The organism is Novosphingobium clariflavum, from assembly GCF_026420865.1.
Taxonomy (GTDB): domain Bacteria; phylum Pseudomonadota; class Alphaproteobacteria; order Sphingomonadales; family Sphingomonadaceae; genus Novosphingobium; species Novosphingobium clariflavum.
On record NZ_JAPCWC010000021.1, the window covers coordinates 1 to 24301 of the forward strand.

At 65.0% G+C, this 24301-nt stretch carries 23 protein-coding genes and 1 tRNA gene; 8 read left to right on the forward strand and 16 right to left on the reverse strand.

Annotation, left to right across the window (positions count from 1 at the left end; translation table 11 throughout):
• The 8 genes from OKA11_RS18985 to OKA11_RS19020 form a co-directional block, all read right to left on the reverse strand.
• The coding region (locus OKA11_RS18985) for a ParA family protein (RefSeq protein WP_267223226.1) at nucleotides 1–585 on the reverse strand (585 nt) is incomplete at its 3' end.
• Nucleotides 586–761: 176 nt separating this feature from the next.
• Entirely contained in the window at nucleotides 762–1355 is a 594-nt protein-coding gene (locus OKA11_RS18990) for a toll/interleukin-1 receptor domain-containing protein (RefSeq protein WP_267223229.1), read from the reverse strand.
• 222 nt (nucleotides 1356–1577) lie between these two features.
• Nucleotides 1578–3875 (reverse strand): hypothetical protein, encoded by a 2298-nt coding sequence (locus OKA11_RS18995; protein ID WP_267223231.1) that lies wholly within the window; start codon nucleotides 3873–3875, stop codon nucleotides 1578–1580.
• Nucleotides 3868–5148 (reverse strand): hypothetical protein, encoded by a 1281-nt coding sequence (locus OKA11_RS19000; protein ID WP_267223233.1) that lies wholly within the window; start codon nucleotides 5146–5148, stop codon nucleotides 3868–3870. Before OKA11_RS19000 ends, OKA11_RS18995 begins: the two co-directional genes overlap by 8 nt.
• A 332-nt stretch (nucleotides 5149–5480) precedes the next feature.
• Nucleotides 5481–5556, reverse strand: a tRNA-Lys gene (locus tag OKA11_RS19005).
• Between the two features lie 38 nt (nucleotides 5557–5594).
• On the reverse strand, nucleotides 5595–6104 hold the full coding sequence (gene folK, locus OKA11_RS19010; protein WP_267223236.1) for a 2-amino-4-hydroxy-6-hydroxymethyldihydropteridine diphosphokinase: 510 nt from the start codon (nucleotides 6102–6104) through the stop codon (nucleotides 5595–5597).
• 38 nt (nucleotides 6105–6142) lie between these two features.
• On the reverse strand, nucleotides 6143–7006 hold the full coding sequence (aguB, locus tag OKA11_RS19015) for an N-carbamoylputrescine amidase (RefSeq protein WP_267223237.1): 864 nt from the start codon (nucleotides 7004–7006) through the stop codon (nucleotides 6143–6145).
• Nucleotides 7007–7019: 13 nt separating this feature from the next.
• Entirely contained in the window at nucleotides 7020–7880 is an 861-nt protein-coding gene (locus OKA11_RS19020) for a class I SAM-dependent methyltransferase (protein WP_267223239.1), read from the reverse strand.
• A 136-nt stretch (nucleotides 7881–8016) separates the two neighbouring features.
• On the opposite strand from OKA11_RS19020, the gene msrA reads away from it, so the two are divergent.
• The 3 genes from msrA to OKA11_RS19035 all read left to right on the forward strand — a co-directional run bounded on the left by msrA (nucleotide 8017) and on the right by OKA11_RS19035 (nucleotide 10797).
• Nucleotides 8017–8562, forward strand: a complete 546-nt coding sequence (msrA, locus tag OKA11_RS19025; protein WP_267223241.1) for a peptide-methionine (S)-S-oxide reductase MsrA — start codon at nucleotides 8017–8019, stop codon at nucleotides 8560–8562.
• A gap of 169 nt (nucleotides 8563–8731) precedes the next feature.
• On the forward strand, nucleotides 8732–9799 hold the full coding sequence (locus tag OKA11_RS19030) for a choice-of-anchor A family protein (protein WP_267223242.1): 1068 nt from the start codon (nucleotides 8732–8734) through the stop codon (nucleotides 9797–9799).
• Between the two features lie 116 nt (nucleotides 9800–9915).
• Complete coding sequence (locus OKA11_RS19035; RefSeq protein WP_267223245.1) at nucleotides 9916–10797, forward strand: hypothetical protein; 882 nt, start codon at nucleotides 9916–9918, stop codon at nucleotides 10795–10797.
• 567 nt (nucleotides 10798–11364) lie between these two features.
• On the opposite strand, the gene OKA11_RS19040 is transcribed toward OKA11_RS19035, so the two are convergent.
• A complete protein-coding gene (locus OKA11_RS19040; protein ID WP_267223246.1) occupies nucleotides 11365–12609 on the reverse strand; it encodes an RsmB/NOP family class I SAM-dependent RNA methyltransferase in 1245 nt (414 codons plus the stop codon).
• A gap of 55 nt (nucleotides 12610–12664) precedes the next feature.
• Between OKA11_RS19040 and OKA11_RS19045 the strand changes: the two genes are divergently transcribed.
• Nucleotides 12665–12847 carry a DUF1674 domain-containing protein gene (locus tag OKA11_RS19045; RefSeq protein WP_267223249.1) on the forward strand — a complete coding sequence of 61 codons (183 nt, stop codon included), beginning with the start codon at nucleotides 12665–12667 and terminating at the stop codon, nucleotides 12845–12847.
• A 19-nt stretch (nucleotides 12848–12866) separates the two neighbouring features.
• Here OKA11_RS19045 and OKA11_RS19050 read toward each other — a convergent pair whose 3' ends face one another.
• Entirely contained in the window at nucleotides 12867–13772 is a 906-nt protein-coding gene (locus OKA11_RS19050) for a LysR family transcriptional regulator (RefSeq protein WP_267223251.1), read from the reverse strand.
• A 103-nt stretch (nucleotides 13773–13875) separates the two neighbouring features.
• On the opposite strand from OKA11_RS19050, the gene OKA11_RS19055 reads away from it, so the two are divergent.
• Together OKA11_RS19055 and OKA11_RS19060 are read left to right on the forward strand one after the other, a co-directional pair.
• Nucleotides 13876–14304, forward strand: a complete 429-nt coding sequence (locus OKA11_RS19055; RefSeq protein WP_267223253.1) for a DoxX family protein — start codon at nucleotides 13876–13878, stop codon at nucleotides 14302–14304.
• Between the two features lie 28 nt (nucleotides 14305–14332).
• Nucleotides 14333–15121 carry a DODA-type extradiol aromatic ring-opening family dioxygenase gene (locus OKA11_RS19060; RefSeq protein ID WP_267223255.1) on the forward strand — a complete coding sequence of 263 codons (789 nt, stop codon included), beginning with the start codon at nucleotides 14333–14335 and terminating at the stop codon, nucleotides 15119–15121.
• 71 nt (nucleotides 15122–15192) lie between these two features.
• On the opposite strand, the gene OKA11_RS19065 is transcribed toward OKA11_RS19060, so the two are convergent.
• Nucleotides 15193–15780: a L,D-transpeptidase family protein gene (locus OKA11_RS19065; protein WP_323748332.1), complete on the reverse strand. Its 588-nt coding sequence runs from the start codon at nucleotides 15778–15780 to the stop codon at nucleotides 15193–15195.
• Nucleotides 15781–15784: 4 nt separating this feature from the next.
• Nucleotides 15785–17074 carry an adenylosuccinate synthase gene (locus OKA11_RS19070; RefSeq protein WP_267223257.1) on the reverse strand — a complete coding sequence of 430 codons (1290 nt, stop codon included), beginning with the start codon at nucleotides 17072–17074 and terminating at the stop codon, nucleotides 15785–15787.
• Between the two features lie 245 nt (nucleotides 17075–17319).
• Here OKA11_RS19070 and OKA11_RS19075 point away from each other — a divergent pair, with 245 nt between their 5' ends.
• Nucleotides 17320–18180, forward strand: a complete 861-nt coding sequence (locus tag OKA11_RS19075; RefSeq protein ID WP_267223322.1) for an alpha/beta hydrolase — start codon at nucleotides 17320–17322, stop codon at nucleotides 18178–18180.
• A gap of 16 nt (nucleotides 18181–18196) precedes the next feature.
• Here the strand turns inward: OKA11_RS19075 and OKA11_RS19080 are convergent, their stop codons facing one another.
• From OKA11_RS19080 to OKA11_RS19095, 4 genes are all read right to left on the reverse strand, one after another.
• Complete coding sequence (locus OKA11_RS19080; protein ID WP_267223258.1) at nucleotides 18197–19321, reverse strand: ATP phosphoribosyltransferase regulatory subunit; 1125 nt, start codon at nucleotides 19319–19321, stop codon at nucleotides 18197–18199.
• A 241-nt stretch (nucleotides 19322–19562) separates the two neighbouring features.
• Nucleotides 19563–20288, reverse strand: coding sequence for a sulfotransferase family 2 domain-containing protein (locus OKA11_RS19085; protein WP_267223260.1), 726 nt, complete (start codon nucleotides 20286–20288; stop codon nucleotides 19563–19565).
• Nucleotides 20289–20494: 206 nt separating this feature from the next.
• Nucleotides 20495–22081, reverse strand: a complete 1587-nt coding sequence (gene serA / locus OKA11_RS19090; RefSeq protein WP_267223262.1) for a phosphoglycerate dehydrogenase — start codon at nucleotides 22079–22081, stop codon at nucleotides 20495–20497.
• A 115-nt stretch (nucleotides 22082–22196) separates the two neighbouring features.
• A complete protein-coding gene (locus OKA11_RS19095) occupies nucleotides 22197–23330 on the reverse strand; it encodes a phosphoserine transaminase (protein WP_267223263.1) in 1134 nt (377 codons plus the stop codon).
• A gap of 280 nt (nucleotides 23331–23610) precedes the next feature.
• Between OKA11_RS19095 and OKA11_RS19100 the strand changes: the two genes are divergently transcribed.
• Nucleotides 23611–24282 carry an extensin family protein gene (locus OKA11_RS19100; RefSeq protein ID WP_267223265.1) on the forward strand — a complete coding sequence of 224 codons (672 nt, stop codon included), beginning with the start codon at nucleotides 23611–23613 and terminating at the stop codon, nucleotides 24280–24282.
• The last annotated feature ends 19 nt before the right edge of the window (nucleotides 24283–24301 follow it).

The window sequence follows — 24301 nt, forward strand, 5'->3', positions numbered from 1 at the left end:
TCCAGCCGAATCGGGCTGCGTTTCCGTCAGGGTCAGGCCACTGCGAAGCGGCAGGTCTACACGGTGGTGGACCGGCGGCAGCCTGTCCTGACCGTCGGCATCCAGCCGGCGGACAAGCTCGCCCATCGCCCGGCTGCGAAACAGGCCGGCATTGGGCAAGGCGAGATAGGGCTCCTCCCAGAAAAGCACCGTCTGCATGGTTCGTTGGACGGCCGCGTAGTCGAGTTCGCCGGGGCGAACCGGCACGATGACGAGATCGGCGGCGTTCATGGCCTTTGCGATGTACTCGCTGTGGCCCGGCGGCGTATCGATGAAGACGTATCGCACGCCCTTGCGGTTGAGGGCGTAGAGCCTAAGGGAAAGTGTGCGCAGCATCGGGGCAACGAGGATCGGACCGTCCCGCTGGCGGGCGTTGTACCACGCCGTCAGGCTGCCTTGCGGGTCGAGGTCGAACATGGCGACCTTGCCCTTGCCGGCCTCGCCCTCCTCCGTCTCGCAGTCCTGCTGCGCCAGCACCGCCAGCGAGGCGGTCAGCAACGTCTTGCCCACGCCGCCCTTGTGGGCGGCAAGGCTGATTATCTTCATGTCGGGAACTCCGCGCTCGGTTGCGCACCCGCGCAAAGCGCGCGCGGATGCTCAATCGAGTGTTCGCGAGAGGCTCACTGGAGCGGCGTGGATTGTCCGATAACGGACTCCGTTCCTAAAATTCCCGACACTTAACAATGATCGACAAACCGAACCAAGCGACCAAGTGTTAAGTTTTACTGAGTGGCGTCGTCCCAACCGCACTCGTTACATTTTATCAGATACCACTGCTTATCGCGTCCATCGACATGCGACCCGCGCTTGAAATCATCCGATCCGCAACTTGGGCAGATGATGATTCCGAATGGATCGTAAGGATGGATGTTGGCGGCCGTAATCTCCTGCAGCCGTGCTTGCAGGCGCTTGGCAAGCTCGACGTCTCGGGGGTGACCGGTCATCTCGTTCACCACATCGTCGAGTTCCATCTCGCCCCCGCTCAGGTCGAAGCCCCGGAAGTCCGCGACGAGGGTCGGCAACGGTGTGCCGTCCATGATCAAAGGAATGATCCGCAAGCTCTGGTCATCAACCCGGCGCCTGACCGTGGCCCGCAGTTCCATCCCCACCCAATTGGACTTATGCGCGTGTTCGGACCAGATCAGCACGAACACGTCCGCGCCATTTAGGCCTTCTTCAATGCCGCCGGTCAGCGAATCTCCCGGCTTGATGTCCCATTCGTCAAACCAGACGCCTTCACCTTGCTCTGTCAGCATCGTCGCGAGGGTTCTAGCGGTGAACTTGTCCGCTTTGTTGTGGCTAATAAACGCTTTCATGAGACCTCAGAATGGAATGTCCTCATCTATCGACCATGGGGCGACAACGTTTGGTTCGGCCGGGCTCGGTAGGTCAAGTCGATGTCCGATGTAGAGCTTCTAAACGTGCTCGCGATCCATGAAAATGATCAGTTACGCGCGCTGGCGGCCCGTGCTCGAGCAATGATTAACCACGGCCAGCGCTGCCGCGATGCCCACCCGGAATTGACTAACGACCGGAATTCAGTCGACATCTGCCGAGCCCGCATCGTCTTCTGCCGAGCATCGCAACTCGAGGATTGGATTGTCGCCCCATTCGAAGCATTGGCGGAAGGTGGCCACTAGCCGGCCCTGCAATCCGTCGTCGGTTGTCGGAGTCCAACCGAGCGCGATCCTGTCTTGATCGACTGGGAGGAACCCGATGCTCCTCAGGTGCCTACCCGAGAAGAGCCACGCGGTCCCGGCGGCCACATCGGTCGCAAAGACGTCTACCCCCTCAATCCTGGCGATGTGCCAACCACGGGAGCGAGGCAGCCGGTCGTAAACGACGTCGAGCCCCGCGAGCGGTCCGTCGCGCATGTGCCTGCGCCGAAGAAGGCCTTCGGATTCATCGCGGCTTACTAAGAGCGTTGGTGCCTCCCCCACCGGGGCCGCCATCGCTGGCAGCGACTTCCAGAAAGCGGGATCATCGAGCCATGCATCCACGGTGAGCCCCTCGCGCGGACGACGGGCGAACTGCCACACTGCGCGGCGACCGGCCTCGCCAAGCACACTATTCGAGAGGACGTCGTCCCAGTTCACACTCGGCGGCTCCATGATCGGGCGGACAAGACGGGCCTTCGGAACGTCATCGAAGCCGATCTCCCCCAACTCACCTTCGCCACCGTCGGGAGCGAAGACCTCGACTTCGGCGAAAAACGGGATGTCGGCAGGGGACCTCAGCAAGTCGTCTTCGATCCTTTGTCGCAAGGCCTCCATGGCGTCCACATCTACTGGCTTGGCCTTCAGCGTCTCGGTCCGGAAGGCTTCGATCGCGGCACTCGCCGCGTCGATAGAGCTGGTGAGCGCCTGGATTCCTGTCTGAGGATCCAACTGAGGAGCCAGCCCCAAGAGCGCCTTTTGCAGCGCGCCACCCTCCTCACCGACTACAGTCCGGTAGTGGTTGAGCTGGAACAGTACCGACCGAAGCGAAACGTCGCCATCCGGCGGTTCGACACGACCGCTGATCAGCTTGGTCACGATCTCCGGGGTGCCGCCACTGTCGCGGCCAGCGAGGGCGGCGAGTACCGCCACCTCTCCAACGATGAGCTCTTCGCGATCATTCATCGTGCTCGGCGCGAAGATCCGGCCTGGGACGACGCGGCGCTCCCGCATGCCATCCATTTGGCTGACGAGGCGGTCGAGCCAAGCTCCGTAAGTGGTGGTCTGAAAGCGCTCGCCCGCCATCTGGAGGCGAATAGCGGCCGTCATGGCCGCCTTGAAATCGAGACCGGCCGGTCTCTCGCCCAAATCCTCCGCTCCCGAGCCTGCGAGGAGTTCGCCCGCTGTCGTGGAAGCGAGCGCCGCTGCTGGTCCGTCAGCCGCGCCCCACAGTGCCAGCATGGAGGCAGTGATCAGCACTACATCGACCCGTGCTTCCTCGACGATTTCGCGGAACACCCCACCGGGCGTTCCCTCCGGCAAGAACTCGCTGTCCAGTGCTTGCGCCTTGTTGCGCGCCTCGGCCCAGCTTCCATCCATCAGGTCGGGAAACATCAGCCATGATGCGTCGTGATAGTCATGCGCGACGTTCATTAATGCCGAGGAAGGCCATCGTACGAGTGCTTCTCGGAAGAGGCGGGCTCCGGTGCGGTCTCCGTTCCATACTGACGCGGCAAGGCAGTAGGCTGTGTTGGCGAGATGCTGACGCAGAAAGGGCCATGCGGCCACGTATGTCGACCAGCCCGCCTCGTCGCCATCCGCCCGATCCCAACGGAAGAGGTGCGGAGCCCTATCAACCAAGGTTTCCCAAGCGCCCACGACACGGGGCATCACGTCGGCAAGGGCGCGGGCGTCCGACCCGCCTAACTCCCCAGGCTTCACTTCGCTACCTCGCGCCGCGATCGCAAGCGAACTGCGGGTTACCCAAGCCTCGATGGCGTGGACGAGCGACGGGCCCAAGTCGAGGATGCCCTCCAGCATCGCCCGTGAAAGCCGAACTCCGGGTTCCGGCTCGAGCAGACGAAGGGGAACGTGGGCCAGCTTCTCCAAGAATCGTGGTTCGTCTGGAATGAGTTCGGCCGCCCTCTCGTAGAGCCGACGATACTGTACCAACCAATCGCGGAATGGAGGACGCCAGCCAAGTCCGTCGACCTCGGCGTAGCTGAAGGCCGCACCTGTCCCATCGATCGCGGCATGCAATCCGATCAGGAGCCGGTGATAGCGGACCATCTCGCCCAAAGCCCCGTCGAATGCGACTGGTGCGCGCTTTCCGATGCGCGCCGCGACCCGTTCGGCCAGTTCCTCTAGGATCTCCTCGGGTGTCGGCAATTCCTCAGTCAATGCGAGACCTCCTGATCACGAAGGCGCGACGCAGGATCCAGCGCTCAAACGCGGTCAGCGGCACTCCGCCGCTTCGGCGACACCATACGATCCGGCCTTCCAGAGGCTGGTCGAGAAGTGGAGCGAACCAGAGTGTCGGGCCTACCGAGGTCATCGTTGTTCCGGCGGGCGCTGCACCGCACCTCTTTGACCACCGTGCGACTACCCAGGTCAGAAGGCCGGATCGCAGGTCGACCACCGCCGAGCGCGCGCGGAAGTCGTCCTCCAACTCCACCTGCCTAGCTAAGCCGGAGTCGAAACCGAAGCCGAAGCCAAGGAACGCCTTCGCGCCGTCGCTGCGGGTGGCGCCTCCGGCCGCTGCATAGAGGTTCGAGCGCACCCGCTGCAGCAGATCGCGGGGAACGACGACGTTGGCGGTGTAACGCTCGCGGAGTCGCTCCCGAGCGTCGCGTTGGACAAAGCCGAATGTAGTGGAGATGAAGTGCGCCACGGCCGCGAGATTGAGGACGAGCCAGACAACCTCGGCCGAGACCAGAACGGAGCGGTAGAAAAGCGATGTCGTTCCGCCACCTGCGGCGTGCAGGAGAGACTGCAATGGCCAGAGGAACTGGATCGAGACAACTGCCGACAGCGCGACCCCGCTAGCGGCGATTCCGAGGAACATCGACTCATGATAGTAAACTTTCACGTCGATGGCCGCCTCCTCGTTCTGCGCGACCAGGGTCACTAGTGCGAGAGCAAGCGATATGACGCCGAGAAGGCCGATTTGCGCACCGAGGACGTAGCTCGACAAATAGAGGATTACGTCCTCCTCGAACGATGGAAGCGCGAAATCCGTTGGCGGGAAATGCGGGCGAAGCGCCTCAACCATCACAACCACCAGATCCAGCACGACATACCAAGCGATGAACCGCGCGAAGGTGCCGCGGTGGAACAGCGCATGCAGAAAGCGGTGCAAGAGTGGGTAGCGGTTACGACACGCGACGGGGTTTCCCGCTAACAGCGCGCTGACTTCAGCGTTGGCGCTGCGTCCGACGCGTTTCCGGTATGCAAGCAACGCCTTGGCTAGCGAGCGCACATCACTCCACACCGCGGCGCACCGGGCCTTTACGACCCCACAGGTCCAAACAAGCACCTCATACCAAGTGACGAACCGCGCAAACAGCGCGCCGACTTTGGCCTTGGCGCTGCGCTCTACGTGTTCCCCGCACGCGCGCAACCTCTCGGCCAGCGAGCGCACATTACTGTACACCGCAGCGAGCCGGGCCTTCACGACCCCACCAAGCCGAACACGACAGGGCTCACTCGCGCGGCCACCAGGCTTTGTCGGCCGGAACGGTCCAGCTGAGACCGCTCGATCCAAGAGCGACGACGAAAAAAAGGAAGCAACATCAGGGACAACATTGCTCCTTTCTTAGCCCACGGCCCAACATAGGCAAGGGTGACTGACGCCATTTGGATGAACATCAGCTTTCGGAACTTCCCCTGAGACCGTCGTCCACCAAGCCGGCCGCAAGCCACCCAGCCATGATCCGCGAAAAAGGGGAATACGGTGGGAAGCGTTCTGCGCTTCCCGCTCATCTGTGCCAGAAATGTTGGAAAAGGTGGTGAGCCCTGCTGGGTTCGAACCAGCGACCTACTGATTAAAAGTCAGTTGCTCTACCGACTGAGCTAAGGGCCCCCGTTGCCGGGCGCGGCCGTGAAAGGCTGCGGAAGGGGTCACCTAGGGGTAGGGAAAGCCTTGGTCAAGCGGGCATGAAGCTGGTTTATCGTCAGACCCGTCAATGGATCGCGCCAGGTGCCCGCAATCCTGCGCGCGGGGCCCAGCACGAAGTCGCGCGAACGGAAGGCCGGATGCGGGATAACCAGGCTTTCATCACCTTCACCCGCGGCCCAGGGACCGCCATTCCACAGCACGATATCGAGATCGAGCACCCGCGAGCCCCAGGCTGCGCCGCGGCGCCGACGACCGAACTTGTGCTCGACCTTCTGTAACTTGTGCAAAACCTCGTCAGGCTCGCGCTTGGTGCGGATCAGCGCCACGCCGTTGGCATAGCGGCGCCGAGACGGGCCGAGCGGCGCGCTGTCGATCACCGGCGAGGCGGCCAGCACCTCGTACTTGCCGTTATCCAGCGAATCCAGTGCAGCGGCGAGCACCTTGCGCGGGGCGCCATGGCGCGGATGACGCATGTTGGAGCCGAGCGCAATCAGATAGGTGTGCTTCGCCAAGGTACCCGGCTCCCCCCGTGTTGTTCGGATGTGGCGGCTTAAATGTCCTGCACGATACGCGTGTAGAGCTGCGGGCGCCGGTCACGGAAAAAGCCCATGCCAGCCCGGTGCTTGGCGGCGCGTGCAAGGTCCAGCGTGGAAACCAGCACGCCGGTTTCGTCCCGTCCGAACTCGGCGACGTAATCGCCCCATTCGTCGGTGATGAAGGAGTGGCCGTAGAAGGTCTGCTCCGTCCCGCATTCCGATTCGATGCCGATGCGGTTGGCGGCGATCACCGGCATGCAGTTCGATACCGAGTGGCCCACCATCGCCCGGCGCCACATCCGGCTGGTATCGAGCGCGGCATCGTAAGGCTCGGAGCCGATGGCGGTGGGGTAGAACAGCAGTTCCGCCCCCATCAGCGCCATCACGCGGGCGCATTCGGGATACCACTGGTCCCAGCACACGCCGATACCGACCCTGGTGCCGAGAACGTCCCACACCTTGAATCCGTCGTTTCCGGGGCGGAAGTAGTACTTCTCCTCGTAGCCGGGACCATCGGGGATGTGGCTCTTGCGATAGGTGCCGATGATCTCGCCATCGGTGCCGATCATCGCCAGCGTATTATAATAGTGGTGGCCGTCGCGCTCGAAGAAGCTGGTGGGGATCACCACCTTCAGCTTCGCGGCCAGCGCCTTCATCGCGATCACCGAGGGATGCTCGTTTGTCGGGCGGGCGATCGCGAAGAGTTCCTCTTCCTCGGTCTTGCAGAAGTAAGGGCCAGAGAACAGCTCGGGCGGCAGCACGATCTGCGCCCCCTTGGCGGCAGCTTCCTCCACCAGCGTGGAGACGGCGGCGATGTTCTCGCCCTCATCGGCGGAATTGAGCGCGAGCTGGAGCGCGGCAACGGTAATTTCGGTCATGAGGCGGCCCCTATCAGCCTCGCTTGCGGAACAGAAGCGTCATCCGGTCGCTCTCGCCGATGGAGAGGTACTTGGCGCGGTCCTGGTCCTTCAGCGCCAGCGTGGGGGGCAGCGTCCAGACCCCGCCCGGCCAGTCGGCGCTGTCCTTGGGATTGGCACTGATCTCGGACTGGCCGACGAGGTCGAAGCCCTGCGCCTGCATGAACCGGATGACGTCCGCCTGCTTGAGATAGCCCTTCGATCCATCGGCATAGGCATCGGCCGCATCGGCCTTGGCGCGGTGCTGCTCGATGCCGATCAGGCCGCCGGGCTTGAGCAGATCGCGCATCGCCGCAAATTCGCTGGCGGCGATGTTCCAGCGCAGCAGGTTGTGCAGCATGCGCGGCACGATGATGACATCGAAAGTGCCCTTCTCGCCCGCCGGGATCGCACCGGTGGTATAGGCCGCGAAGCGATCCGCCGGCAGGCCGGTGAACTTCGCCACGTCTGCTGCGTACTCGCCTGCGTTCTTGCGGATATTCGCCTGAGTCTCGGGCTTGAAGGCCGGGCTGTCGGGATTGTAGAACAGGCCCACCAGATGGCCTTGCTGGCCGAGATAGAGCCCCAGCAGGCGCGAATACCACTCACCGCCCGGCGCATATTCGCCGACCTTCATGGTCGGGCCGACACGGAAGAAGCTGAGCGTTTCCACCGGATGGCGATACTTATCGCGCGCGCGGTCTGCCTCGCGCAACGGATTGGCGGCGGCGAGTTCCAGCAGCGCCTCGCAGCCCTTGCAGGCCTGCGCTTCGGTCTTTTCTTCCGCCGCAGTCGCAGAAATCGGTGCGGCAAGCACGCCGAGAAACGTCGAAAGGGCGATCAGGGCGCGGCGCATGGCGAGTCTCCGGTAACGAGGCTGTCGATGCCGGGAAGGTAGTTGCCTCTCGCACAATAACAAGGCGCCCAATGACAAGTCGTTCGAGCATGCCTATCTAGCGGCCAAACTTCCCCTCATGAGGATCAAGCTACCAATGGAAACGGCAATCGTTGCAGGCGGATGCTTCTGGTGCACCGAAGCGGTGTTCCGCGATGTCATCGGCGTCGACTCGGTCGAAAGCGGCTATATCGGCGGCACTGTCGCCAACCCCACCTACAAGCAGGTCTGCAAAGGCACTACCGGCCATGCAGAGGCGATCCGGGTGAACTACGACCCCTCGGTCCTGTCCTACGGCGACCTGCTCGACGTGTTCATGGGCACCCATGACCCGACGCAGCTCAACCGCCAGGGCAACGACGTGGGCACGCAGTACCGCTCCGCCATCTTCCCGCTGGACGACGCGCAGGCCACCGAGGCCGAAGCCGCCATCGCCCGTTCGAACGAGGACAACGGCGGCAAGGTCGTCACCACCATCGAAGGCTTTGCAGACGGCAAACAGAACGAGGCATGGTATCCGGCCGAAGACTATCACCAGGAATACTGGGACGGCGAAGGCCAGCGTAACCCTTATTGCCTGGCGGTGATCCCGCCCAAGCTGATGAAGCTGCGCAAGAGCTTCCAGAACAAGGTGAAGGGCTGAAACAGGCCCGCGCGGCTTCCCCGGTCATGCGCGGCCCGCCGCGCATCTGCGGGAAAGCATTGGCGGTCGCCATGTCTCATTTCGAGACATGGCGAAACCGTCGTTTCCCAACACGCCAAGTATAGCTAAGTAATTCTATGAAGTATTTTTCAACTTGGCGAATCTTACCATGACCCGTGTGCGCACCAAAATCGGCAAGTTCTCGCTGTCCGTCGCTGTCGCCGCCTTTGCGCTGACAGCCGCCCCCGTGCTGGCCTCATCGGACATCGCCGGGATCGACGTTTTGAAGACCTGGAACCTCGTGGTGCTGGGCGATCTCACCTCCTCCTCGGAAGTGGAGGGACGCACGTTTGTCGGCGGCAATCTCGACGGCAATGCCTCGAACTACCAGATCACCGCCCTGCCCGCGTCCAGCACCGGCACGCCGGGCCTGACCGTGGTGGGCGATGTCAACGGCGGCTACAAGAACCTCAACAACGGGTCTGGCGCGATCGTCGGCGGCAGCGTCAACAGCGGCCTCAACCTCAACGGCGCGGCGCAGACGGTGCTGGTGGGCGGCACGATCAGCAACACCAACGTCAACAACAACACCGTCACCTCGGGCCTTGCCGCCAGCGACCCGCAGTTCGTGCAGGACCTCAACCAGCAAAAGAGCCTGATCACCACCTCGATGGAGAGCCTCAGCCACTCCATGAGCACGGAGACGGCGAACAGCCAGCTCTCGATCAGCGGCAATACCGGCACGTTCAACGCGCAGCCCGATGCCAACGGCGTCGCCGTGTTCAACATCTCGGCGGCCGACCTCGACAAGATCGGCGAGATCAAGTTCAACCTGAACGGCGCGGATACCGCCATCGTCAATGTCTCGGGCAGCTCGATCAAGCTCGATGACAATTTCCTCGGCGGCACCAGCAACCTTGGCGAGCATGTCGTCTGGAACTTCTACGAAGCCGACGACCTGTCGCTGACCACGGCATGGGGCGGTTCGGTGCTGGCACCCGGCGCGGCGGCAACGACCGGAAACTACATCCAGGGTTCGGCCGTGTTCGGCAGCCTCGTCCAGAACGGCGAGATGCACGTAGGCACGTATACCGGAGGCTACACCCCGCCGAGCGGCTCCAATCCGCCCTCGAGTTCGGGCGGCAGCACCGACGTGCCGGAACCGGGCATGATGGCTCTCTTCGCGCTCGGCCTCGGTGCACTGCTGTTCTGGCGCCGCCGCAGCCGCACGGCCTGAAGATCCGCTGCGAAACCACGATCCGCGCATAAATAGCGCACCGACAGGGGCCGCCAGATTGCCTGGACGGCCGCGGTTGGTGCACTATTGGCAGGCCTCGTCCGGAGTCGCTGCCCATGCGCGCAAGCCACGCTATTCTTTCGCTTACTCTGACCGGACTGCCGGCACTTTCCGCCGCTGCGCCGCAGCCGCTCCTGCAGAGCGCCGGCGGAGAAATCATCATCACCGAGTGCCCGCCCGGCGGCGACGATGACCCGTTCTGCCGCGCGGTCGCCGCAAGCGGCCCGGAGGGACAAGTCCGCCTCGGCGGCGGCTACATGCAGGTCTCCCTGCTGTGGGCGCACAAGAGCGATCCCGGCCAGCCCGACGCCCTTGTCCTGGGCGACTACGGCGGCTCGGGCGGCAGGGCCGATCTCTATGCGGTGACGTTTACGCCGCATCTCAGCTACCGCCGTATCGGCGGCGAGCGTTTTGACAGCGTCACCGTCGACGAAACCCCCGGCCCCTTGCGCCTCAGCCTTCCCTTCGACGTCGAGTTCTTCAACGGCGCCCCGCACGCCGGCGCCATCGTCGTTCCGCTGCCGGTGATCTGGAGCGACGGGGACTTTGCCCTCGACTTCGCGCAGTTGACGCACCGGACCTACTCACCCAGCGAATTCGACTTCCGCGTCCTTGCCGTCGGCGCGGAACTCGCGGCCTGGCAGGACAAGGCATACCCTGCAAAGCACCTCTATCCGCCGGAAGCAGTCGGCGGGACGCCCGTCGCTGCCACGGCGCTTGTCGAGATGATGCTGACCGGCCACGCCGATCAGGCGCGCGACCTTTTGGACCGCAGCTGGCCCCGCGACCGGGAGCAGGCCGACAAGCCGGTGGAGGGCAAGGCAGCGTTCTGGGCCGCATTGTGCAAGGCCGTCGTGGAGGAACCATCGTGGAAGCGCTTCAGGCTCGATCGCCTGCCGCACGCGGACCTGATCGAATTGGCGGCACAGGCCTCGTGACCTGTGCCTTTAATAGTTCCTGCGCCACCTGGTGATTAGAAAACGCGCAAGACCAAAGTCGAACCACTAGAGCATTTTCTCGTCAGGGGACGTCACCTGCCCGGAGTCCGGCAACCAGTCCCGGCGCCAGACACCATGCTTCTCGCGCCGGACCGCCATCCCGCACGAACTGCAATGGCCGACAAAATGGCCACCGTCCCACGCCACGTGTTTTCGGTCGGGCTCATGGCGGCCAAGCCGGCATTGCAGGAACTGAGGTAAAAACCGCACCATCGCGACTGCTTCCACAAAGAGAGCAGCAGCCCGCGCGGCACTTTATTGCAGCGCGGAACCAGCCATGCTCGCATCACCCTTGATGCCAAGGATGCCTGAGACTTGCGAGTCGTTGCAATGCAAAACATACGTAGTTTACCGGAGGCACGGCACGCCTCCTCCGGCTGCGGTTAAAGGCATGGGACGGACCGTTTTTTCCGGCCCGCCCACATCCGCAAAACCGAACTTGTAGCAAGCTGCGTTGAGCCTGGGCGTTCAAGGCTGCTGATGCGTCCGCATCACTGCGGCTTGGTGTTACGCGCGGATCCAGCGCGCCACGAAGAAGCCGTCGAGACCGCCCTCACCCGCCAGCATGCCCGGATCGGTGCGCAGCCAGCCCTCCGCCGTCGGCGCGAGGCCGGCGGGAAGCTCCTCGGGCCTCACCGGTGCGGGAGCCAATGCAACCTTGGGAGCCTGCTCCTCACCCTCTTGCGGCTCCATCGAGCAGACCGCGTAGACCAGCGTGCCGCCCGGCTTCAGCCAGCCGGCCGCGCGTTCGAGCATCGCCGACTGGATCTCCACCATCTCATCGATCTGGCGTGCGCCGATACGGTGCAGCACGTCGGGATGGCGGCGTGCGGTGCCGGTGGCAGTGCACGGCGCGTCGAGCAGGATCGCATCGAACTTCTCTTCCGGCGCCCACTTGAGCGCATCGGCCTGGACGATCTCGGCAGCAAGGCCAGTACGCTTGAGGTTGTCGCCCAGACGTTCGAGGCGGCGCTTGGACAAATCGAGCGCGGTGACGTCCCAACCGGCAGCGGCCAGTTGCAGCGTCTTGCCGCCGGGCGCAGCGCAGAGATCGAGCGCCTTGCGCCCCTCGCCAGCCCCCAGCAGGCGGGCGGGAAGGCTGGCGGCCAGATCCTGCACCCACCAGGCCCCATCGCGGAAACCTTCGAGATGCTCGACCGCCGTACCGCGCGACAGGCGGACATGGCCGGACATCAGCGAGATGCCGCCCAGTCGCTCCGCCCACGCGGCCGTTTCCGCCGGATCGCGCAGCGCGAGATCGAGCGGCGGCGGCGCGGCCAGACCGCCAGCGATGTCGACCACACGCTCGCCCCACGCGGCGGACCAGCGTTCGATCGCGGCTTCGGGCAGCGTCGGCACGGCGGGCAGCACGGCTTCACGCCGGGTCACTGCCGAGAACACGCCGTGCGCGAGACGGCGCGGGCCGCCCATGAGCAACGGCAAGCCGGTGGCGATGACCGCGTGGGCCGGGGTTTCCAGACGCAGGACCTGCGCCAGCATGATTTCCAGCACGGCGCGAGCCTTGGCATCGTCGGCCAGCGGCAGGCGGGTGGCGGAATCGATCAGATCGTCAAGGTCGGCCCGCCAGCGCAGCACTTCGCCGGCAATGGCCCGGGCGAGCGCCCGGTCCGCGTCACCGCTCACGCGGGCAAGCGCCGAACCGGCCGCCTGGTCGAGCGTTTCGCCACGCCGCAGCACGGCATCGATAAGGTTGAGCGCGGCACGGCGCGCCGGAAGGCCGGGAATATCCATCGCCGCCCCCTTATAGACGATTGCGTTTTGACGCCACCCACACCACATGGCTGCCATGACCGAACGCGCCACAAAACGTCCCGAAGGCTTCGCCAAGCCCGCCCACTGGACGAACGAGCCCGCGCCCCAGCCTTCTTCGCAGGAAGCGGCGAAGCCGGATGAGGACGCCGATCCCGACGGCATTTCGCCCACCCGCTACGGCGACTGGGTCCGCAACGGGATTGCCGTAGATTTCTGAATAGACGCGCGCGCCGGGATCACCAGTCGCGCGCCATGGACGGCAGACGCCTGACCAGGAAGTCGATCCATGCCCGTGTCTTGGCCGCAGGCCGGCGGGACCGGTGGGTGACGGCATGGACGGCACCGAGGTCGATCAGTTCGGCGCCAAGGTCGAGTTCGACCAGGCGTCCCTCGGCAATCGCCCGGTCCACGAAAAAACGCGGCCCGTAGACCAGCCCCATTCCCGCTATCGCCGCCTGCGCTAGGACCTGCCCGTTGTTGGCATGGAGCGAGCCGCGTACCGCCACTGCCCGGCTGCCATCGGCACCAAACCCCCAGCGGGTAGTCCCGGCCTCCCCGCTCAGGGTATAGCCCAGGCATTCATGCGCAGCGAGATCCTCGATCGATTGCGGTGTGCCGCGCCGCGCGAGATAGGCTGGCGATGCGCAGATGCACAGTCGCACCGGCGCGATCCGGCGGGCGACAAGGTTGCTGTCCGCCAGCTTGCCGATCCGCACTGCCACGTCCCAGCGTTCTTCCAGCAGGTCGACCACGCGGTCGTTGAGGCCCAGTTCGATCGTCACCGCCGGATAGAGCGCATGAAACTCGGTGACGAGATCGACCAGATAGGCGCTGCCGAAAGCGGCCGGCCCCGAGACCCGCAAAAGCCCTTCCACTGAGGCGGAACGCGCCATCGTCTCGGCATCGGCTTCCTCCAGTTCGGCAAGCACCCGCTCGGCCCGATCGAGATAGGCTGCCCCGGCCTCGGTCAGTGCCAGACGGCGCGTAGTGCGGTTCACCAGAGTCACGCCAAGGCGCTGTTCAAGCGCATTCAGGTGCTTGGCCGCCATCGCCGGAGACATCGACAATTCACGCGCTGCGGCGGAAAGGCCGCCCAGCCGTATCGCCCGCACAAATACCTCGATGCCCTTCAGACGGTCCATGCCATGCCCCTATTTGACACCATAGGTATAAATTAATTCAACGAATCTCGGTATTATCACCAATGAGGCAAAGGTCTAGATCGGCACGCGAAAGGAAGCCCCCATGACCTCACCTTCTTCCCCTGCCATTTCCGCCTCGACCGCCCCTTACGGCGCCTTTGTCCTGCGGGTTACCCTTGGCGTCACGTTCCTCGCGCACTTCGCGCTGAAGCTGTTTGTCTTCACTCCTGCCGGAACCGCCGCCTATTTCGGCAGCCTCGGCTTGCCGCCTGCGCTCGCCTATGCGTCGATGGCCGCCGAATTCCTTGGCGGCCTGGCGCTCATCACCGGCTTCAAGGCCCGCGCCGTGGCCCTGGCACTGATCCCGCTGCTGGTCGGCACGATCGTCACCGTACACGGCGCCAACGGCTTCTTCTTCAACGCCCCCGGCGGCGGCTGGGAATACCCCGCCTTCTGGTCGATCGCTCTCCTTGTCCAGGCCCTGATCGGCGACGGCGCCTTTGCGCTCTCGCCCACGCTCCGCAAGGCCTGAACCACCGCCCCGCAAAGGATCCTGTCCCATGACCCGCCAACCCAGCTTCTACATTCCCCACGGCGGCGGCCCCTGCTTCTTCATGCCCGATCCGCAGGGCAACTGGACCTCGATGGCCGAGTTCCTGCGCTCGCTGCCCGCCCGCCTGCCTGAGCCGCCCAAGGCCATCCTGGTGGTTTCAGGCCACTGGGAAACCGAGGGCTTCGCCTTTACCGGCGCCGAAACCCCCGCGCTGCTGTTCGACTATTACGGCTTCCCGCAGCACACCTACGAGCTGCGCTTCGACGCCCCCGGCGCTCCCGATCTGGCAAGCGAAGCGGCACGGCTGCTGCGCGAGGCAGGCTTCGCCGCCGGTCTCGACAGCCAGCGCGGCTACGACCACGGTGTTTTCGTCCCGCTCAAGGTATCCTGGCCCGAGGCCGAGGTGCCGGTCGTCGAGATGTCGCTCGACCGTTCGCTCGATCCGGCCCTGCACCTCGCCGCCGGCAAGGCGCTCGCGCCGCTGCGCGATCAGGGCGTTCTGATCCTGGGTTCAGGCATGAGCTTCCACAATATGCGCGGCTACGGCAATCCCGCCTCCACCGCGCCCTCGCAGACGTTCGACGCCTGGCTCACCGCCGCCGCGACGAGCGATGCCGAAGCCCGCGCCGCAGCGCTTGCCCGGTGGGCCGAGGCTCCGGCCGGCCGCTTCTCGCACCCCCGCGAGGAACACCTCTTGCCGCTGATGGTGGCCGCCGGGGCATCGGATGAGGCGGGCGAGAAGGTCTATTCCGATCTCGTGCTAGGCACCGCGATCTCGGCCTTCCAGTTCAACTGAACCCGGGAGCGGGCAGGCTTGAACCTGCCCGCTTCCTTCAATCCGGCACTTCGCGGCGGCGGCGCGATGGCTCAGGGCAGGATCTCGATCGGTGTGCCATCGCCCACCGACTGCCAGAGCATCTCGATCTGGGCGTTGGACACGGCGATGCAACCATCGGTCCAATCGCCCGCAGGACGGCGATCCGACCCGTTCGGCTGACCATGGATCATGATCATCCCGCCCGGCGAACGCCCCTGCCCGGCCGCATATTCGCGGTCCGCCGTATTGGGGTACGAGATGTGGAGCGAGAGGTGATAGGCGCTGTCCGGGTTGCCCCAGTCGATCTGGTAGCGGCCTTCGGGCGTGCGCTCATCGCCTTCGAAACGCTTGGGACCAAGGGGCTGATCACCCAGCTGGATATGCTCGATCACGCTGACTACGCGGCCGCCGGACCAAAGCTCCATACGCCGCTCCGACTTGTCGACGCGGATCAGGTCTATCGGCGCAAGCGGTTCGGCCCGCAGCGCCGACGCCCCCAGCAAAAGCAAAAGCGGCGCGAGAATAATCCCGCACCGCTTTTCGGCTTGCGCGAAGATGCCGAGACATCTCCGCAAGGCGGCGCTCAAACGCCGCGCCGGACTGGTCAGGGTTCGCCGAGTTTCCCTCAACGAACCCACGGCATCAGTCCTGGAAAGGATCGCGAACGAGGATGGTGTCCTCGCGCTCGGGGCTGGTCGAGACCAGGGCCACCGGGGTTTCGATCAGTTCCTGCACGCGCTGGATGTACTTGATCGCCTGCGCGGGCAGATCGGCCCAGGAACGGGCACCGGCAGTGGTGCCCTGCCAGCCGTCCATTTCCTCGTAGATCGGCTCGACCTTGGCCTGATCGGCGGCGTGGCTGGGGAAGTAGTCCAGAACCTTGCCACTCAGACGATAGCCGGTGCAGATCTTCACCTTCTCGAAGCCGTCGAGAACGTCGAGCTTGGTCAGCGCAATGCCGGTCACACCCGAGATCGCGCAGGACTGGCGCGTCAGCACGGCATCGAACCAGCCGCAGCGGCGCTTGCGGCCGGTGACGGTGCCGAATTCATGACCACGCTCGCCAAGGCGCTGGCCGGTCTCGTCTTCCAGCTCGGTCGGGAACGGGCCCGAACCGACGCGGGTGGTGTAAGCCTTGACGATGCCCAGCACGAAGCCGGTGGCCGAGGGGCCGAGGCCCGAACCCGAAGCCGCCGTGCCCGAAACCGTGTTCGAACTGGTGACGAAGGGATAAGTGCCGTGATCGACGTCGAGCAGCACGCCTTGCGCGCCTTCGAACAGGATGCGGGCGCCGGCCTTGCGGACCTTGTTGAGGCGCTTCCACACCGGCTGGGCGAACTGGAGCACGAAAGGCGCGATCTCGCGCAGTTCGTTGATCAGCGCCTCACGGTCGACCGGCGGCTGGTTGAAACCGGCGCGCAGCGCATCGTGGTGGGCGCAAAGGCGGTCAAGCTGCGGCTCAAGCGCATCGAGGTGTGCGAGGTCGCAGACGCGGATGGCGCGGCGGCCGACCTTGTCTTCATAAGCCGGGCCGATGCCGCGGCCGGTGGTGCCGATCTTGCCCGAACCGGCCGCCGTCTCGCGCAGGCCGTCGAGGTCGCGGTGGAGCGGCAGGATCAGCGGGCAGTTGTCGGCAATCGCGAAGTTCTCGGGATTGATCTCGACGCCCTGGCCGCGCAGCTTCTCGACTTCCGACTTGAGGTGCCAGGGATCCAGCACCACGCCGTTGCCGACGATCGACAGCGTGCCGGTGACGATGCCCGAAGGCAGCAGGCTCAGCTTGTAGACCTGGTCGCCGACGACCAGCGTGTGGCCGGCATTGTGGCCGCCCTGGAAACGGACGACGGCATCGGCGCGGCTTGCCAGCCAGTCGACGATCTTGCCCTTGCCCTCATCGCCCCACTGGGCACCGATCACGGTTACGTTGGCCATGGATATACTCCTCCACCCTGCCACGGTGGATCCAATAACGCCCTTCGACAGGACTCGGCGATATGGATTTGTGGTGAGGCAATCGCGCCCCGGCTTTTCGTGCGCGCCCTAAGAGGAAGGCGGGGGCCTAGTCAAGCACTGCGTGGCGCGCGCGTGTGCGGTCTTGATGCGGTGTGTTCATGACGGAACATTACAGTGCCATTTCATCCCGCCGCGATTCAGGACCTACGGAGTGTGCGACCATGATGAAGCTTCCCCTGCCTGCCTTGTCCCTCTGCGCCGCGCTCCTGCTGACGACGGCGGCCACCACGCCTGCCCGGCCGCAGGAAACCAGCATCAGCTACGGCACCGAGGCTCTGCAGACCCTCGATTTCTGGCCCGCCGCGACCAGGGGACCAGCCCCGCTGGTGCTCTTTGTCCATGGCGGCGGCTGGAAACGCGGCGACAAGGACAATGCGACCGGCCAATACAAGGTAGCCCACTACACCGGCGAGGGTTACGCCTTTGCCAGTCTCAACTATCGTCTCGTGCCTGACGCGACGGTGGAACAGCAGGCACAGGACATTGCCGATGGGCTCGCCGCGCTGCTCAAGCGCGCCGATGCGCTGGGTATCGCGCGCGGCAAGGTCGTGCTGATGGGGCACAGCGCCGGGGCGCAACTGGTCGCGCTGGTCGGCACCGATCCGCAATATCTGCGCAAGGCCGGGCTTTCCTATGCCGATCTCGCGGGCGTCATTCCCATCGACGGCGCCGCTTACGACGTGCCTTCGCAGATGACGGACGGTCCGCGAATCATGCAGCGCACGTACGCGCAGGCCTTCGGCACCGAGCCCGCCCGCCAGCGCGCGCTATCCCCTACCGATCAGGCGGCCGCACCCAATGCACCGGCCTTCCTGCTGCTCCATGTGCAGCGACCGGACGGCGTGCGCCAGGCAGAAGCGCTCGAAGCGGCGCTGCGCAAGGGCGGCACCCGGGTGGAGCGCAAGGGCTTTCCCGGCGACGGGCTGCGCGGGCACATGGAAATCAACCGGGAACTGGGCAATCCCGCCTATCCGGCGACCGCCCCGGTCGATGCCTGGCTGAAGCAGGCGTTCGGGAAGGGTTGAACCCTTCCCGCCCCGATCAGACCGCCACCGCCTCGCCGCCCTGAAGGATGTGCGAGCAGCCGAGCGCGATCGGATCGTCGCTTTCGGACAGCGCCGCCACCGTCACCCAGCCAACCGCACGCTGCCGCGCGGCCAGCGCCGCATCGTGACCCAGCGGCAGGAACAGGCGCTGCGGCGCCTCGGCCTTGGTGGCCAGCAGGTCCACCAGCAGGTCGGGATAGAGCGAGAACCCCGTCGCCGATTCGGGATGGTGGCCGGTCTGGCCGAGAATGCGGTAGGTACCGCCGCGGCCAAGGCTTCCGGCGATGCCCTCGGCATAGATCGTGAAGCCGAACCACGACTGGTATTCGAAGCCATGACGCTCAGACGGATCCAGCGTCAGGCGCGCCTTGCCGCCGACACGCGCGGCGATCTCGCGAAGACCGGCGATGCGGCCCGCCAATGCGCCGCTGGCGTCGAACGCCGCGAGGCGCTCGATCGCGCTCTCGAACGGGCCGACGGCATAGAGCAGCGGCAGGTAGCCCTCGCCGCCCACATCGACCAGACCGCCCGCGTCCTTGGCGTCGAGCATCTGGCGCACCGCCTCGATCCGGCCAGCGGGCAGCGGCAGCGCTTCAGCCGAAAGCGTATCGACCAGGTCGGGCAGCGTGAAGTCTACCGAAATGCCGGTGGCCCCGGCCGAAGTCAGCGTCGCGATCGCGAGTTCGACGATCTCGGCAGCGGCGGCCACCGAATCGGTGCCGATCAGTTCGGCGCCAAGCTGCAGCCGCTCGCGGCGCGGGTCGAGGCCATCCCCCTTGATGGTGCAGACCTGCCCCGAATAGGACAGGCGCAGCGGACGCGGCGCTTCGGCCAGGCCGGTGGCGGCAATCCGCGCGACTTGCGCGGTCATGTCCGAACGCAGCGCCAGCATGCGCATGGACACCGGATCGACGAAACGGAACATGCGGCGCACCTGCACGCCCGCCATGCGGTGCGCGAGCGCCTTCTCGAATTCGATCAGCGGCGTCTCGACGCGCTCGTAGCCATGGCTGGCCAGCACGTCATGCGCGGCGCGGCGCACGGTTTGCGAGGCCCAGGCCTGCTGCTGAAGACGGTCGCCCAGTCCTTCGGGCAAGAGATCGCGGTCGTTATCCTGCATAGCGAGGGCGCCCTTAGCCCGCCGAACGCCGAATGTCGAATGCGCTTAGACGTGTTTGGAAAATGCCTTCGGGCATTTTTAGAGCGGCGCCGGTCCTCTCCCGTCCCGAAGAACACGAAAAGGTCCGGGGAACCTTTTCGCTGAGGGGGCCGACCACCCGACAATAGTACCCTATGGGTGGTTGGGTGGGGGAGAGAGCCAGCGCCGCGAAATCCGCCTGCTGCGGATTTTCAAACCAATATCAACCTGCACAGGCCTGCGCGAACAGATCGCAATCCGCCGCGTAGAAATCACGCACGAAGGCTTCCTGCCGCGCGCTCAGTCCGCAAGGCCGCCGCTTCGAGGTGTTGAGGCGCGGAATGCCGCCAAGCCGTTCCAGCCCGGGCATATCGGCAATCTCGTCGAGCCGCTCGTAAGGCACCAGCCGGTCGACCGCGAGCGTGCCGTCCGGGCCTTGCAGATACCACGCCTGCGGCCGGAAGATATGGTCGAGATGGAACGGCGAACGCGCCCGTCTCAGATGACCAATCGCGCAATCGACATCGCGAAATGCCTCGTAGCGCTGCCGGAACGGCTCGGACACCACCCGGTCGCGGGTGCCGCCAGTGCGGGCGTAGGCGAAGGCCGAAAGGAAGCGCTCCACCGGATCGCGAACGACCGCGAAGCTCGGCAGATCCAGCATCCCGGGCGCAACTTTGGCGTAATAGCGCGCCGTCGCATGCTTGACCTGCGTGCCGTAGAGCATGTGCGAAACCGATGTGCCCGCATTCTTGGGCACGTGAACGAACAGCACCCCGCGCTCGCGAATGCGCGAGAGTCGCTCCCGCCGCTTGGCGTCGAGGCGCGGCGCGATGCCCCAGCGGCACAGCCGCTCCGGCACATCGCTCACCAGCCGCACGCCGAACGCGTGGGCCACCAGCTTGTTCACTCCGGTCGTTCCGGTACTGCTTGCGCTGATTTCGAGCATGGCTGCAACCATGCCGCCCCCATGTAATGGGCGAATTGCAGCATGTTGCAGCTATGCGTCAGGCCGTACCGGAAGCACGGCGGCCTGCCTGAAACGGAAAAGGGCCGGCATCCGAAGATACCGGCCCTTTTCGTTGGGGGCTTTAGAGCGTTTTCTAATCAGGTGGAATCACCTGATGACTCGGAAACTGCTCTAAATCCGCCTTGTCAGACGAACTTGAGTGCCTTGACCGTCTTCACGCCCGGAAGCGCGGTGGCCGCCTTGAGGACCTCCTCCGGCACGGCGCTGTCGACCGAGAGCAGCAGCACGGCTTCGCCGCCAGCTTCACGGCGCCCCAAGTTGAAGGTGCCGATGTTGATCGCGTTCTCGCCCAGAAGGGTGCCGATGCGGCCGATGAAGCCCGGCGCGTCCTCGTTGACGATATACATCATGTGGCCATCGAGCTCGGCCTCGACCTTGATGCCGAAGAGTTCGACCAGACGCGGTTCGCCGTTGTTGAACAGCGTGCCGGCCACCGAACGCTCGCCCGCCTCGGTCTTCACCGAAACGCGGACCAGCGTGTGGTAGTCGCCCTCGCGCTCGGTCTTCACTTCGCGCACTTCAAGGCCGCGCTCCTTGGCGAGGAACGGCGCGTTGACCATGTTCACGGTGTCCGACTGGACGCGCAGAAAACCGGCCAGCACCGCGGCAGTGATCGGCTTCTGGTTCAGCTCGGCAGCGGCGCCCTCGACGTGGATCGAGATGCGGGGAACCGAATCGCGGGTCAGCTGGCCGACCATCGAACCCAGCATTTCAGCCAGCTTCATGTAGGGCTTCAGCTTCGGCGCTTCCTCGGCCGAGAGCGAGGGCATGTTGAGCGCGTTGGTGACGCCGCCGTTGACCAGGAAGTCGGCCAGTTGCTCGGCAACCTGAAGCGCCACGTTGACCTGCGCTTCGGTGGTCGAGGCGCCGAGGTGCGGGGTGCAGATGAAGTTCGGCGTGCCGAACAGCGGCGAGTCCTTGGCGGGCTCGGTCTGGAACACGTCGAGCGCGGCACCAGCGACGTGGCCATTGTCGAGCATGGTCTTGAGCGCGGCTTCGTCGATCAGGCCGCCGCGGGCGCAGTTGACGATGCGCACGCCCTTCTTGGTCTTGGCCAGGTTCTCGGCCGAGAGGATGTTGCGGGTCTGGTCGGTCAGCGGCGTGTGCAGCGTGATGAAGTCCGCCTTTTCGAGCAGGGTGTCGAGATCGGCCTTCTCCACGCCCATTTCCACGGCGCGTTCCGGGGTGAGGAACGGGTCGAACGCAACGACCTTCATCTTGAGGCCCAGCGCGCGGCTGGCAACGATCGAACCGATGTTGCCGGCGCCGATCAGGCCAAGCGTCTTGCCGGTGACTTCAACGCCCATGAAGCCGTTCTTCGGCCACAGGCCCTGCTGGGTCTGCGCGTTGGCTTCGGGGATCTGGCGGGCCAGAGCGAAGATCATGGCGATGGCGTGTTCGGCGGTGGTGATCGAGTTGCCGAACGGCGTGTTCATGACAACGACGCCCTGGGCCGAAGCGGCCGGAATATCGACGTTGTCGACGCCGATACCGGCGCGGCCGATCACCTTCAGGTTCTTCGCCGCGGCGAGGATTTCCTTGGTGACCTTGGTCGACGAGCGGATCGCGAGGCCATCATAGTCGCCGATGCGGGCGATCAGCTGCTCGGGGGTTTCGCCGGTGATGACGTCTACGTCGCAGCCGCGGATCTCGAAGATGCGGGCGGCATTGGGGTCCATCTTGTCCGAAATGAGGACGCGGGGCTTGGTCATGTCAAATTCTCTTTCGCTACAACGTCCGCGCGGGCTGAGCTTGTCGAAGCCCTTTGTCCGCGCGGGTTCAGTTGCCAGTGCCCTTCGACAAGCTCAGGGCGAGCGGGAATGGTTTTTAGCCGGCCTTGACGGTCGCGTAGGCCCAGTCGAGCCACGGTCCCAGCGCCTCGACGTCGGCCGTGTCCACGGTCGCACCGCACCAGATGCGCAGGCCCGGAGGGGCATCGCGGTATCCGGCGACATCGTAGGCCGCGCCTTCCTTTTCGAGCAGGCCGGCGAACTTCTTGATGAAGTCGGCATCGGCGCCTTCGACGGAGAGGCAGACCGAGGTCTTGGAGCGCGTGCCGCTGTCGACTGCCAGATGGCTCAGCCAGTCACGCTCGGCCACGATCTTGTCCAGCGCGTGGGCATTGGCGTTCGAACGGGCCTTCAGCCCTTCGAGACCGCCCAGACCCTTGGCCCATTCCAGCGCGAAGATCGCGTCCTCGACGGCGAGCATCGAGGGGGTGTTGATGGTTTCGCCCTTGAACACGCCCTCTGCCAGCTTGCCCTTCGAGACAAGGCGGAACACCTTGGGAAGCGGCCAGCTGGGGGTGTAGTTTTCAAGGCGTTCGACGGCGCGGGGGCCGAGGATCAGGACGCCGTGGCCGCCCTCGCCGCCCAGGACCTTCTGCCAGGAGAAGGTGGCAACGTCGATCTTGGACCAGTCGATGTCGTAGGCGAAGACAGCCGAAGTGGCGTCGGCGAAGGACAGGCCTTCACGGTCGGCCGGGATCCACTCGGCGTCCGGAACGCGCACGCCCGAGGTGGTGCCGTTCCAGGTGAAGAGCACGTCGTCGGACCAGTCGATCTTGTCGAGGTCTGGCAGCTGGCCGTAGTCGGCGCGGAACACGGTGGGTTCCAGCTTCAGCTGCTTGACGGCGTCGGTGACCCAACCCTCACCGAAGCTTTCCCAGGCCAGCGCGGTCACGCCGCGGGCGCCGAGCATGGTCCACATGGCCATCTCGAAGGCGCCGGTGTCGGAGCCGGGGACGATACCGATGCGGTGCGTGTCGGGCAGCTGCAGAACTTCGCGCATCAGATCGATGCAATAGGCAAGGCGCGTCTTGCCGATCTTGGCGCGGTGCGAGCGGCCGAGTGCTTCGGTGTTCAGCTTTTCGGGGGCATATCCGGGCGGCTTGGCGCAAGGACCGGACGAGAAGTGCGGACGCGCAGGCTTGCGCGCGGGAACGCTAATAATATCAGTCATTTCTGACTCTCCTTACAGAGAGCACGCGCGGCGTTGGGACCGCGTGGCCCGGAGCCGCGTCTAAAGTCCCCAAGAAATTTGTCAAACGATTCTCCGCAGCACTGCGACAGATCGTTGCGCCGGCCCGGCAGTCCGGAGCGAATGCGCACGAAAATCAGCCCATTCTGCGCGACGGAGACAGGCGCAATACCCGGTGGATAACTCGAACCACCGGATTTCGAAGCCACCTACCGCAAGGCTAATCTGACGTTCACCAAAGCATCGGATGTTAGGCGGGACCATGAAAGCCCTCCCCAGACTGATACTTGCGCTGCCCCCGCTCGCGCTCCTTGCCGGGTGCATCGGCGAACCGGACAAACCGCAGCGCCGCCCGACCCAGGCCGCGCGGCCAGCCATCACCGTGCCCTCCCCGGCGGCACGCCAGTGCATGGCGACGCTCGGCAGCCAGCATGCCGTCTTTTCGCCGGTGGCGGATCGCTACTACGGCAGCGGCTGCTCGACGGTCGGCACGGTGAAGCTTTCCGCGCTCAATACCGATTCGTCGACCGTCAGCATCACCAATCTCGGCCCGGTCACCTGCAACACTGCCACCCCCTTTGCGGCCTGGGCCCGCTTCGGCGTGGACCGCGCGGCGCAGCAGATCCTCGGCAGCCGGATCATCAGTATCGAGACCTACGGCAGCTACAATTGCCGCAATGTCGCCGGAACCGCCCGGCGCTCGGGCCATGCGACTGCCAATGCCATCGACGTTTCCGGCTTCGTGCTGGCGGACGGGCGCCGCGTCTCGGTACTGGATGACTGGAACGGCGGCTCTCCCGCCGAGCGCCGCTTCCTGCGCGTGGTCCATGAAAGCGCCTGCAAGCGCTTCGGCACGACGCTGGGTCCGGACTACAACGCCGCCCATGCCAACCACTTCCATCTGGAAGCGGACGGCAAGAGCTTCTGTCGGTGAGGATCCGGGCGGGCCTGCG